The 13,316-nt window shown below is 35.0% G+C and carries 11 protein-coding genes and 1 tRNA gene; 4 read left to right on the top strand and 8 right to left on the bottom strand.

Annotated features, from left to right (window positions below):
* Positions 1 to 196: 196 nt before the first annotated feature.
* Both mdtH and BTA34_RS08460 read left to right on the top strand, forming a co-directional pair.
* Complete coding sequence (mdtH, locus tag BTA34_RS08455) at positions 197 to 1,399, top strand: multidrug efflux MFS transporter MdtH (protein WP_151435272.1); 1,203 nt, start codon at positions 197 to 199, stop codon at positions 1,397 to 1,399.
* A gap of 42 nt (positions 1,400 to 1,441) precedes the next feature.
* Complete coding sequence (locus tag BTA34_RS08460) at positions 1,442 to 1,996, top strand: lipoprotein (RefSeq protein ID WP_151435273.1); 555 nt, start codon at positions 1,442 to 1,444, stop codon at positions 1,994 to 1,996.
* A gap of 104 nt (positions 1,997 to 2,100) precedes the next feature.
* On the opposite strand, the gene BTA34_RS08465 is transcribed toward BTA34_RS08460, so the two are convergent.
* The 4 genes from BTA34_RS08465 to ghrA form a co-directional block, all read right to left on the bottom strand.
* Positions 2,101 to 2,673 (bottom strand): TorD/DmsD family molecular chaperone, encoded by a 573-nt coding sequence (locus BTA34_RS08465; RefSeq protein ID WP_151435274.1) that lies wholly within the window; start codon positions 2,671 to 2,673, stop codon positions 2,101 to 2,103.
* A 257-nt stretch (positions 2,674 to 2,930) separates the two neighbouring features.
* Entirely contained in the window at positions 2,931 to 3,539 is a 609-nt protein-coding gene (locus tag BTA34_RS08470) for a 2OG-Fe(II) oxygenase (protein WP_151435275.1), read from the bottom strand.
* 237 nt (positions 3,540 to 3,776) lie between these two features.
* Positions 3,777 to 6,671, bottom strand: a complete 2,895-nt coding sequence (locus tag BTA34_RS08475; protein ID WP_151435276.1) for a hypothetical protein — start codon at positions 6,669 to 6,671, stop codon at positions 3,777 to 3,779.
* A 197-nt stretch (positions 6,672 to 6,868) separates the two neighbouring features.
* Entirely contained in the window at positions 6,869 to 7,810 is a 942-nt protein-coding gene (ghrA, locus tag BTA34_RS08480) for a glyoxylate/hydroxypyruvate reductase GhrA (RefSeq protein ID WP_151435277.1), read from the bottom strand.
* A 316-nt stretch (positions 7,811 to 8,126) separates the two neighbouring features.
* Between ghrA and BTA34_RS08485 the strand changes: the two genes are divergently transcribed.
* Positions 8,127 to 8,214: transfer RNA gene (locus BTA34_RS08485), tRNA-Ser, on the top strand.
* A 550-nt stretch (positions 8,215 to 8,764) separates the two neighbouring features.
* The gene (dauA, locus tag BTA34_RS08490) at positions 8,765 to 10,465 is read left to right on the top strand and encodes a C4-dicarboxylic acid transporter DauA (RefSeq protein ID WP_151435278.1); all 1,701 of its coding nucleotides are present in this window, start codon (positions 8,765 to 8,767) and stop codon (positions 10,463 to 10,465) included.
* A 75-nt stretch (positions 10,466 to 10,540) separates the two neighbouring features.
* Here the strand turns inward: dauA and BTA34_RS08495 are convergent, their stop codons facing one another.
* The 4 genes from BTA34_RS08495 to kdsA form a co-directional block, all read right to left on the bottom strand.
* Positions 10,541 to 11,065, bottom strand: a complete 525-nt coding sequence (locus BTA34_RS08495) for a GNAT family N-acetyltransferase (protein WP_151435279.1) — start codon at positions 11,063 to 11,065, stop codon at positions 10,541 to 10,543.
* The gene (locus BTA34_RS08500; protein WP_099075495.1) at positions 11,062 to 11,340 is read right to left on the bottom strand and encodes a DUF1778 domain-containing protein; all 279 of its coding nucleotides are present in this window, start codon (positions 11,338 to 11,340) and stop codon (positions 11,062 to 11,064) included. The genes BTA34_RS08495 and BTA34_RS08500 overlap by 4 nt, the downstream gene beginning before the upstream one ends.
* Positions 11,341 to 11,492: 152 nt before the next feature.
* Positions 11,493 to 12,422 (bottom strand): TIGR01212 family radical SAM protein, encoded by a 930-nt coding sequence (locus tag BTA34_RS08505; RefSeq protein ID WP_151435280.1) that lies wholly within the window; start codon positions 12,420 to 12,422, stop codon positions 11,493 to 11,495.
* Between the two features lie 8 nt (positions 12,423 to 12,430).
* Entirely contained in the window at positions 12,431 to 13,285 is an 855-nt protein-coding gene (gene kdsA / locus BTA34_RS08510) for a 3-deoxy-8-phosphooctulonate synthase (RefSeq protein ID WP_151435281.1), read from the bottom strand.
* Positions 13,286 to 13,316: the final 31 nt, after the last annotated feature.

Genomic DNA, 13,316 nt, shown 5'->3' on the forward strand with positions numbered 1-13,316 from the left:
TACGATCTCATTATCCTTTGATATAAATAAGTCTAATTCTGAAGCAACTCTTCTTATTCTGCCACTAACCTTAATAAAAAAATATCATCTTTAATTTACTAGGAATTATGCACATTTAGAGACAGAATAGCTGAAGAAATAAATTATTTCATTCCCCCCTATTTTATTTAAATTATTTGCTTATTGATGGTGAGTAATGGCGCTGGTAACACAAGCCCGCACTTTGGGTAAATACTTCCTCCTAATTGACAATATGTTAGTTGTCTTAGGTTTTTTCGTCGTTTTTCCGCTTATTTCTATTCGTTTCGTCGAACAATTAGGTTGGGCTGGTGTTATTGTCGGCTTTGCATTAGGGCTTCGACAATTAGTGCAACAAGGTCTTGGCATTTTTGGTGGCGCTATTGCAGACCGTTTTGGTGCAAAACCAATGATAATAACAGGCATGTTATTACGAGCTTTAGGTTTTGCTTTAATGGCAATGGCAGATCAACCTTGGATACTTTGGTTATCTTGCATTTTATCTGCATTAGGTGGGACTTTATTTGATCCACCTCGCACAGCGCTAGTTATCAAATTAACCCGTCCTTATGAGCGCGGTCGTTTTTATTCTTTATTATTAATGCAAGATAGCGCTGGCGCTGTTATTGGCGCTCTCATCGGTAGTTGGTTATTACAGTATGATTTTCATTTAGTTTGCTGGGTTGGTGCGGGTGTTTTTGTGATCGCAGCCTTATTTAATGCTTGGTTATTACCCGCTTACCGTATATCCACAACCCGAACACCAATTAAAGAAGGATTAAAACGGGTATTTATTGATAAACGCTTTGTTAGTTATGTCTTAACGCTGACAGGCTATTTTGTATTATCCGTTCAAGTCATGTTGATGTTTCCTATTATCGTCAATGATATTGCGGGCACACCAACTGCCGTAAAATGGATGTATGCCATTGAAGCGCTGCTTTCTTTAACATTGCTTTATCCTATTGCTCGCTGGAGCGAGAAACATTTCAAATTAGAACAGCGTTTAATGGCAGGCTTATTTTTAATGAGCATCAGCATGTTCCCTATTGGTATGATCCATTCATTACAAAGCATCTTCTTGATTATTGGCTTGTTTTATCTTGGTACTATTACGGCAGAGCCTGCACGCGAAACATTAAGTGCATCACTTGCTGATCCTCGCGCTCGTGGTAGTTATATGGGCTTTAGCCGATTAGGTTTGGCGTTTGGTGGTGCAATTGGTTATACCGGTGGTGGATGGATGTATGATTTAGGCAATCAATTTGATATGCCTGAATTGCCTTGGTTCTTACTGGGAACGGTAGGTTTAATAACACTTTATGCATTACATCGCCAATTTAATCGTAAAAAAATAGAAACAGCCATGCTTACTCCTTAAAGATCGGGTAAACTTTTAGTTATCAATGATCAAGGAGTGTTTATGAAAGCAATTTTTCTAACAGCTATATTAGTATTAACAAGCTTAGTCACAGGATGTGATCAGCTCAAGCAATTTGATGTGAGTGAAAACCTTATTAATGACTATATCAGTCAAAAAATAAATCTCCAGAAACATATTGGTGAAGATGAAGTTGTATCCGCTGATATTAAATTGAGCAATCTTTCCATTCAAATTGGTCGCACGGAGCCAGGTAAAATTAATCTTTCTGGTACAACCGACCTAACAATTAATTCATTCTTTGGTAAGACAAACGCTAAAGTGGAGCTTACGTTATCAGGTCAACCTTCTTATCAAGCTGATAAAGGGGCGATATACATAAAATCAATGGCTATTGATAGCTACAAAGTTTCTCCAGAAAAAATGGATGCTGTAGTTGTAGCACTAAAACCTTATTTAGATTCTACAATCACAACTTACTTTGATAATCATCCTGTTTATGTTCTTAATCCGGAAAAAAACAGTGCTGAAGCAGCCGCGTTTAAACTGGCTAAAGGAATTGAAGTTAAACCGGGTAAATTCGTGATCCAGCTTTAATAATCACCAAGGTCAATTAAAAATATTTATCGTCATTAATGACAAAGGCAAACCTAATGGTTTGCCTTTTTTATGAATAATATTTTTACAAAGAAATATTTATATTACTCTACTTCTGCCTCATCGCTCTCTTCATCATCGGAGAGTTCTTCGCGTAACGCTGATAATGCACCACGCGCAACACCTGCTAGTGTACGATAAAAGCCACTGGTTGCATGAGCTTCAACCTTACCTAAAAATGTTCCAGCCCAAGGCAGCAAATATTCATCAAATAATTGTATTTGTGCTAATACTTCATCTTGCGCAGAATTATCTTCAAGCCATGAAGCAGCAAGTAATAAAGAACCAAAACTGTCTGTTGCATTGTCAGTAACTGGCATCCCTCTTGTGACTAGGAATTGACGAATATCGTCTTCTTTGATTTCTTCATAATCATGGGCATAAACAGATACCGCTGGCGCATCACCACCAAAAAGAGATTGATAATCAGCTTCAACAATAGCCAAATCTTTAACACTATTTTTTAAGGTGTTAAATAGCTCATCTTGCTCTAACGGCCATAATTGGCTCAGTTTCCCTTCACCAATCATTTTTATAATTGGCGCTAAGATAGGATCATTGGGTTCACGTTGAAATAATGTGCCTAAAAGACGACAAACAATCGAAAATTCATTCATTCTATTTTTACCCCATAAAGTTTCGCGTTATTGTGCTTTTAATGGTAAGAAAATCAACTTTTTTCGTCATGCCTCTTTTATTGTTAATATTAATCTTACTATCTTTGTTCACTTAAAACAGAAAAAGCGCGCTCTTATTATTAAGTCTTCTACTTAATATAAGAAACGCGCCTAATCCCATGCTACTTATCTTTTAAAGTAATTTTATAATAAAGTATTAAAAACGACTTTATGACAACAGCATTTTATTGTATTTGTTAACTGGCTATATCAAGAAAATTATCTCTTACACCATTCACACGAAACCACCCTGCAATACTTATTCTCTCTTTAAAAGTAGGAAGTACTTCATGAGGGAATTGTTCTGAAAGGAAAACGACCAAACGTCCGCCTTTTGGAGCGACTGTCGCAAGTTCATTATCTTCCAAATCATAAATAACTAACTCACCGCCATCTTCTTTTGTCCAATTCTCATTAAGATACAAGACTGTCGTTAAACGGCGAGTGACATTTTCTTTAAATGCATCAAGGTGTTTTTTATAAAAAGCGCCTTTCTCATAACAAGCAAAATGCGCTTCGTATTCAAAAAGACCTAAATAAAACTCTCGGTTAACAGCACGTTGAATAGACTCCATTTGCATTAAATAATGCTGAACGGGTGTTCCCATTTCAGGTTCTAACCAACGTATTTTATCACTTCGAATGGTGGTTTCTGCGAGTCGATTTTCATGACGACCAATACGCGCTTGCTGTGCATCGCCATCAAAACAAGCGCGTAGTTGTTGAACAGCCTCTGGTGTGAGGAAATCATCCCATACACACCATCCTTTCTCTGCTATTTGCTCAAGAAGTTCTGCTATATTCATTAAGTATATTGTCTGATAAACATGGGAAACTACTTTATATCACCAAGTTAAGCAAAATTACAATTTAATAAACTTATCTTTTCGATAACATCAATTAATTAGAGATAAATCTTATAAAAATCAAAAATAAAAGATCAAACAAGATTTAACACTACTGATACTTTTAAAAGCCTCATTTTCACAAGGGTCATTTTATAAGTTGCATCACATTAACAGTAAGCAAAATGAATGATTTATTTAGTAATAATAACTTGTCGATATTTTATCCACACTCTCTTCACCTTCATTAAAAATATAATTAATATTCCCTTTAACTTGAGTATGTATAATTGCTTTTTTATTTCCTAATCGCACAAATCCTGTTGGTAATGTCTTCTTTTTGTACGAAAGTTCGCTAACAGACATAAGATCTGTAGAAGTAATTTGATATTCAACATGAGCAAACTGCTGTTTATATTTAGTATATAAATCATCCAGATTTTTTTTAGCTTTATTTAAATCAATCTGTTCAGCACTATCACTCTCTTTAAGAAAATGATTTACTTCAGCTTCTAAATTAGAACGCAGTGATCGCCCCTGTTTATCTAACTGATAATTTGCTGTAAAATAAGGCTTAAATTTTTCATTCATATTATTTTTTGTTTGAGAAGACAATATCTCTTTTCTTTCCTTTAATGAGGATAAAAAACGATCAATATTATATTGTCTATTTTCTTTTGTTATTTGATCCTGAAAAATATCTCCTTTACTTTGAAATGGAGCAGTCATTAAATTTTTATTAATACTATTTTTTAATTTATTCATTGCCTTTTTATCTGATGATAAATTTAAATAGATGTTATCTAATTTATCAATGCTATTAGAAAGATGATATGTCTCTGGATATTTTTCTAATAATCTATTTATTTTTAATACTCTTTTATAAATTCCTTTTATATCTTTTTTATCTTGTTCCAATTTTTCTGCGCTTATTAAATTTTCACTTTTAAAAAGTGTAAAACTTAATAAGCTATTTATTCTTTTTTTTACCATTAATTCAAAATCTTTTACGGACGTTAATGGATACCACTGAATAACATTATCAGAATTGCTCGTAGAAGGCGTAAATTTCAAATCACGATAAGCCTCAATACCAAGTTGTAATAAGTTTAGATCAAGCATTTTTGTTTTTTTTGTCTCATCTGTTTTACCATAATCGATAAATTTATTAATATTTAAATCTAGTTTTAATAAATTGAAAATAAAGTTTATACCAATAGCATTTCTGGGTACGGTTAATTCCATATTGGGATTAATCATTACATCAACATCAAAACTGGCTTCACTTCTTACTTCAGTTCCTAACGAGAGACTTATCTTGTGTTCAATTTCAAGGGTAGAATTATTGATTAATTTATTTTCATTTTGATTTAATCCTTGATTAATAAAATTTGGGATCTCATTAATATCAAGGCTAAATGAGAAATTAGATTTTTTAGCGTAAGTAACACCTAATAAAACACTTGCCATGATAGGAGTAACAAAACCATAGTCAACATCTTCTAAACCCCATCTTTTTTCATATCCACTAATTCCTGCTGATAAACCCGCAACCAAAAGATTCTTATTATTATTAATAAAAGAAAAAGTAATCTTATTATCTTCACTTTTTGATAATGTGATAGAGTGCGATTTTACATAAGAAGCTAATAGAAAGGCGTTAATCCCTATATTATTTGGCAGTTGAAAAGCATTAATACCAAAGAAGGCTCGAACATCATTATGGTGATTAATGGTAATACTTTCCTTATCTTTTAACGACTTAACTAATGAATGAATCACCTCACCTTGTGTTATACCATTTTTTACACCTTTAATAACACGATTTAGCACATCATAGCTTTTTCTTATATTTTCTTTAATACCATATAATGCCATCGGCTTGCTGTTATATGCAGAAGTCGAAGAGTTAATAAGCTGCTTTATATTACAAAATAATCCTCTAAATCCAGGATCAATAGCTTTTGCAATATTTTTCATCATTGCCTTATGTTCTTTTAATGCATGTTGCTCTTTAGCCTTATTAATATTTAATCGGGCATTATCAATAAAAGAAGAGAAAAAAGGGATATTTCGGCTACTAAAATTGCCAACTGTTTGAGTAGAAAATGGTTGTCCTGAATGGTAATTTTTATAATTATTTTCACCTATCATTGAGTAAAAAGATAAAGGTGGTTCTTGCTTTAAACGAGTAACTTCATATTGATAATCTTTAATCGCAAAAATATTCAAAGGGTCAAGATAATATATTTTTATTTTATTCCCTTTATCTACAACGAGTTGTACTTGATTTAATATTGGTTTAATTGCTAATATTTTATCTGTATTTTTTAATGGAATTTTTATTTTATACTCTTCCATTTCTATTTTAGAACCATCAACTTGATCTTCAGAAGCAATTTTATTAGGTAATCCTTGAGCATAAAGCGCATTATCTTTAAGCTTAATGGTTAAACCTAATTCTTTACGATTAATTTTAATTATATTATTTTCTTTTAATTCCACAACATTATTAATATTTGATAAATCTTGCTTTCGATTATCATCAACTATATATTTTTCATATTCAACAATAAAATTACTATCAATAGTATTTGATGAGACATCATTTAAACGATATTCTTCTTCTACTTTGTTAAATTTAATCTTGTAGAGATCACTACTATTATCTGTATCGTTATATTTATTTCCAATCAAAAAACCATTATGATCAACATAAAGTTCTTTAAACTTCATATTATTACCATTTTGAGACTCTATATTAAAAAGGTTATATTTAAATCCTCCTTTAAAGTGTTTTTGATATAAGCCCGTAAATAAGTCATATGTTTTACCTTTAATTAAGGTCAAGGAGCCATCATCGGAAAGTGTGATCCCCATATTATTAAGTAAAGGTGTATTTGTTGATCCTAAGTATACATAGTTATTTGCATTATTTAGACTAAATTTTTTTTCTTCTTTCTGTTTATCATTATTTTTATGATAAATGTTATTGCTATTAGCCAGACCTTCTACTGGATATTTTTCTTTTTTCCCATCAAAGGTACCTATAGATATTAGTTTACTAGGAATCATCTCTATTTTATTAGTCATATATACCTCATTTTTTTCAAATTATGAAGCAATAATCAATAAGATAATCTGCAAACGATATCTTTTTACAACCAGATTTTTATGACAATATATAAAAATTAAAAAAAGTACCTTTTTTGAAAGTTCAGACAAAAAAATAGGCAGAAAACTAAAGTTTGCCGCCTATTATCTAAAATTAAAATATTAATAAAATAGACTTAGTAACCACTCTTCATATCAACCACACCCAAAGGTGCTTCTCCTTTTTCAATTCGCTGAATATTTTCAACAATCGTATCCATGGCAATATTCGGAATGGTAAAAGCAGCAATATGTGGCGTAATAGAAACACGAGGGTGCGTCCAAAATGGATGCATTCCCGCTAAAGGCTCTTGCGCAAAAACATCAAGTGTTGCATCAGCAATATAGCCTTGATCTATAGCTTCCAATAAATCTTGATCGACTAAATGCGCACCTCGCGCCAAATTTATTAAATAAGAAGAAGGTTTAAGTTGCTCAAAGAGTGAGAAATTTAAAATACCATGCGTTTCTGGCGTATAAGGCAATAAGTTAATCAGTAAATTACACTCGTTTAGAAAATCACTGAGTTGCTCTTTACCATAAAAACTTTCAACATTTTTAATTTGTTTTTTACTGCGACTCCAGCAACGAACGTTAAAGCCAAGTTCAGCAAGTTTAGTCGCAACACTTCCACCTAATGCACCGGCACCTAAAACACCAATCACAAAGTTATCATAAGAGTGCGCTGGAAGTTGTTTCCATAAACGTTGTGATTGTTGGCGTTTATAATCATCCATGCGACGAAAGTAATACATCACTTTAGCAATCGCATATTCTTGCATTTGAAGCCCCATTCCGGTGTCTTCCAAACGCATAACCGGAACACCTGTTGGCAATGTGCCGGGTTTTTGTTGTTCTTGTTTTAAAATAGCATCAACACCCGCCCCTAACGCAAAAATACCTTTAAGGTGATTGCGACTTGCAAGCATTTCATAAGGAGGAAGCCAAACCATGGCATAATCTGCAGGTGCGTTATCACCAGGTTCCCAAATACGTATATTGGCATCAGGCAAACGCGCCTTCATACCGTTTATCCATGTTTCTGCGTCAAAAAAAGGATGATAATAAATAATATTCATTTTGCCTTCCTCCAGCATTTTTATCATAGGGTGCGAGGGTTACGTTCTGATTTCAAGTCTCTTTGAATAAGTTGTTAATAAAAATGTTGAGAATGTTAACCAGTTAACGAAAATCTACATTCTTTTTTCAATACGCCAATCTATATACGTATTGGTTTACTGCATAATTTGTCTAGCATTTGTGCATATTGTTTTTTATTTGACTGCTTGATACAAAAGTTAAAGGAAAAATGCATTTAGCTGTTGACGCTTATGCTCCTTTTCCATATAGTAGCGCCCCGTTGAGAGATGTTAAGTACATATCCAACAACAATATGGTGAGATGTCCGAGAGGCTGAAGGAGCACGCCTGGAAAGTGTGTATACGGCAACGTATCGAGGGTTCGAATCCCTCTCTCACCGCCATATTCTAAGATAGAGCCTAGCTTTTTAGTTAGGCTCTATTTTTTTGTCTCTCTTCACTAAGTTGTTTATATCCACTTTCTTCATTTTTTGGTGGCAGTGTTGTTAGTATACAATACATTTTTTATTTTATTTTTTGCTTAATCGTTTTATTTAATAATTTCCTATCATTTAATAATCTCTGATAATTAATTTTAATGAGTTAAAACAACTTATGTAGTTGTTATTTATGTCTATCCGATTTTTATGATGTAAAAAGCTTTTTATTATCCTATCTATAAACGACATTTATTCTAAAATAAAACGCTTTTTATAATTTTAAAATAAATTTAAACTTTATTTTCAAGCAAGCAACAGAATAAATACAACAAGATACATTACATTATCTATTTAGGTTAACTTATTAGTTTAATTGATTTTATTTTTGCTAAGCTTTAAGATATGCATTAATAATTTGATGTATCACATTATTATCAGCGAATAAAAGCGATATCCTCTCTTTTCCTTATCGCCGTTATTCGGCATCTGACTTCTTATTTTGGTTTGATCCTAAATGAAAACTCATAAAGTTAACCGGGTTCGTCCCTTTAGTGCATTTATTGATGCATGTGTAAAAGAGCCTTACTCTTTTGCGCGTTTATTAAAAGATATTATTGCAGGGATCACCGTCGGGATTATCGCGATACCTTTAGCCATGGCATTGGCAATTGGTAGCGGTGTTCCCCCGCAATACGGTCTTTATACCGCAGCGATTGCCGGTATAGTTATTGCTGTTTCTGGTGGCTCTCGATACAGCGTTTCAGGTCCTACTGCCGCGTTTGTTGTGATCTTGTATCCTGTATCACAACAATTTGGTTTGAGTGGCTTATTGATTGCTACACTGATGTCTGGCGTGATCTTAGTGGTTATGGGATTAGCTCGCTTCGGTAAGCTTATTGAGTATATTCCTGTTTCTGTAACACTTGGGTTTACTTCAGGGATTGCGATTACAATCGCCACGATGCAAGTAAAAGATTTTTTTGGTCTTGAATTAGCACATGTGCCAGAAACCTATATCGATAAAGTTATCGCCCTCGGCTCTGCATTACCGACTATTCATATTGGTGATACACTTATTGGTCTGACAACGCTGTTTGTTTTAATTTATTGGCCTAAGCTGAATTTACGTTTACCCGGACACTTACCCGCTCTAATCGCAGGTACTGCAGTAATGGGTATTGTGAATATGTTCGGTCATGACGTTGCAACAATTGGCTCGCAATTTAGCTATATGCTGCCTAATGGAACAACAGGGCAAGGTATTCCACCTATTTTGCCTCAGTTTGTTTTACCTTGGAATTTACCAAGCTCTGGTACATCACTTGAGTTAAATTGGAGTACCGTTTCTGCTTTATTACCCGCCGCCTTTTCAATGGCAATGTTAGGTGCAATTGAATCGTTATTATGTGCGGTTGTACTTGATGGTATGACAGGCAAAAAACATCACTCTAATGGTGAATTAGTGGGACAAGGGGTTGGTAATATCGTTGCACCTTTCTTTGGTGGTATTACGGCAACTGCGGCTATTGCTCGTTCAGCCGCTAACGTGCGTGCAGGGGCAACATCACCCGTTTCTGCTATTGTTCACTCGTTGTTGGTGTTGCTAACTTTACTTGTATTAGCGCCTTTTCTTTCTTATTTACCTTTAGCTGCAATGTCAGCATTGCTGTTAATTGTTGCATGGAATATGAGTGAAGCACGTAAAGTTATTGATCTGATCCGACATGCCCCTAAAGACGATATTATTGTCTTAGTATTATGCTTATCTCTCACCGTTCTCTTTGATATGGTAATTGCAATTACTATCGGTATTGTGTTGGCATCATTGTTATTTATGCGTCGTATTGCCAATATGACCAAAATAACAGAATCTCCTTATACTGATGATGATAAACAGTTATTAGTTGTGCGTGTTAATGGTCCATTATTCTTTGCCGCTGCTGAACGTATCTTTAATGAGTTACGTGAACGTAGTAAAGGTTATAAAACCGTTATTATGCAATGGGATGCCGTTCCTGTATTGGATGCAGGTGGATTACATGCGTTCCAGCATTTCGTTACTGATGTAAAACATGATACCCATGTGATTGTGTGTGACATTCCTTTCCAGCCATTAAAGACGTTAGCTAGAGCGAGAGTCACGCCAATTGAAGGTACACTGAGTTTCTATCCTTCATTACAAAAAGCACTAGATGATTTGGAATTAATTCAGTAGTTGTTCAATTCTAAAATAATATAAAGCTATATAGCCCTTAATTTAAATTATTTAATTAAGGGCTATGTTAATCATTCATATTTTGTTTGCCATTCTCAGTGCAGTATAAATTGTCTTGAAGGAAATTAATAAAGAGAGAGGTGAGTCTAATAATGGCACAGCTCCATAGCTAATATACCAATTAGCGACTCTTTCATTTTTAGCATCTATAAGCAATGCAACACCGCCTAATTCACTCGCAACAGCAAGACAGCGTTTTCCTGCTGCAAGCAATAATTGTCCTCCAAGCCCTTTTCCTTGAACGGATAAGTCAGTTGCTAAACGGGCAAGCCTAAACACAGGGATATCATGACGTGCTAAGCCTCGTGCGATCACTTCAGGAGTCCGTTCGAATTCAATTGAGGCGGGACATAAGCTGTAATAGCCTATAATAATATTGTTATTTGTATTAATCGCTAAATAGGTTTTAGCACTCCCATTTTCATGATTTTGTCTTGCGTGACGATACAGGAATTGATTAAGCACTGCATCGCCACAATTAAATGTATTTCTATCATGCTTTTTACTTATCGCTTCTTCATGCCAATTCGGTATTGTCATACTTTGTCCGGTAAAGCAAAAGCCGCAGCAAGTAACTTAGCATTAGGCTTTGGCGGATTATCTAAAAGTTCCATAACACGCAATGTGTCTTTTTCCGATAATTTTAAACGCTCATTATTTTCAATGATTTGCCGAGCGACAGGTACGATATTACGAAGGACGAACTCTGTTAGGTTTGTATTTTCCAAACTAGCCGCACGAACAAGCAGTGATTTATCTTCTGTAGTAATACGAATTGATACTCTCTCACTGTTTTCTACAAGTGTTTGAGCCATAATAGCCTCCTTTGTACACATTGAAAGCGTACAATATGATTAAAAAAGTTACAAGGTATTTTATATTAAGCAAGAAAAAGCGGCATTTTCAATAGATTTTGAAAACGCATTTACAGTTAGAATGCATAAAATTTTATTATTTTTAATAAAGACTAGTTAGCGTTTTGAATAAATAATTTACCAATTCCACTTCCTTGCACGCCCTTTTTTAATAAATCTTGATAAAGTGCATTCATACCCAGCCAATGATTTTCACACCATTCTGGGGCTAATAAAGTAGGTTTTCTGGCACTGGCGCACACACGGTGATAAATAATTTCAGGGGGAGTATAGCGGATCATTTCACCCGCAATATAAACATACTGTTCTTGCGTCAATGCATTAATACGCCCTGCTTTCCATGCCTTTGCTATCGTACTTCCCTCAACAATATGTAATGGATGTAACTTAAGCCCATCAGTGCCTGTCTCAACCACACGCTCTAATGTTTGCATATTAAGGAGATGATCTTCTCGTGGTAGCCCAACAATAAGATGCGTACATACTTTTAAGCCACGACGGCGAGCTTCACGCGCGGTTGCTTGATAGCACTGAAAATCATGCCCGCGGTTAATCTGTTTTAATGTTTTATCGTGAGCGGTTTGTAAACCGAGTTCTAGCCATACTTCATAGCCTTTATCACGATAACCTTGCAATAAATCTAATACGCTGACAGGAACACAATCTGGTCGAGTTCCCACACATAACCCAACCATATCCGCTTGTAATAATGCGGTTTCATATAAAGTACGTAAGTATTCTACTTCGGCATAAGTACTGGTATAGGCTTGAAAATAAGCAAGATAACGGTGTGCGCGGTTAATATTTTTAGCTTGTAATGCAATTTGTTCTTCAATTGAGTGGTATTGCGTTTGCTCATCAGCAAAAGAAGAGACATTACAAAAAGTACAGCCACCCCGCCCTAATGTGCCATCTCGATTAGGACAGTTGAAACCGCCATGAAGGGTGATTTTATGAATTTTTTCGTGATAACGGCGCTGAAGATCAGCGCCGAACATATTAACAACCGTATGAAGTTGCATAGTGCATGTTATTTGCTGGTATCTAGCTCTGGGAAACTTTTTACCACATCATCAATTGCTTTAATTTGCGCTAAGAAAGGCTCTAATTTTGCCAGTGGTAATGCAGAAGGACCATCACAACGCGCATTATCTGGATCTGGATGAGCTTCAAGGAATAGCCCTGCAAGACCAACCGCCATACCTGCACGAGCTAATTCTGCAACTTGTGCGCGACGTCCACCTGATGCAGCGCCAAACGGATCACGACATTGCAGTGAATGTGTTACGTCAAAAATAACTGGCGCACCTTGAGAAGCTTGCATCATGACATGGAAGCCTAACATATCAACAACTAAGTTATCGTAACCAAAGTTACTGCCGCGATCACATAGAATAACTTGGTCATTACCGCCTTCTTTAAATTTATCGACGATATTTCCCATTTGACCAGGGCTTACAAACTGTGGTTTTTTTACGTTGATCACGGCACCTGTTTTTGCCATCGCTTCAACAAGGTCAGTTTGACGCGCTAAAAATGCAGGTAGTTGGATAACATCGACAACTTCTGATACAGGTTGAGCTTGCGCTGCTTCATGAACGTCAGTAATAATTTTAACGCCAAAAGTTTCTTTTAACTCTTGGAAAATTTTCATTCCTTCTTCTAAGCCCGGACCACGGTAAGAGTGGATTGAAGAACGGTTTGCTTTATCAAAAGACGCTTTAAATACATAAGGAATATTTAATTTTTGAGTTACAGTGACGTAATGCTCACAAATGCGCATGGCTAAATCACGCGATTCTAATACATTCATGCCACCAAAAAGCACAAATGGTAGGTCGTTTGCTACCTTGATATCACCAATATTCACCACTTTATGTTGCATGTTTATCCCTATACTATTTGTAATGTACTGT

The sequence above is a fragment of the Proteus sp. CD3 genome (assembly GCF_008808075.1).
Classification (GTDB): Bacteria; Pseudomonadota; Gammaproteobacteria; order Enterobacterales; family Enterobacteriaceae; genus Proteus; species Proteus appendicitidis.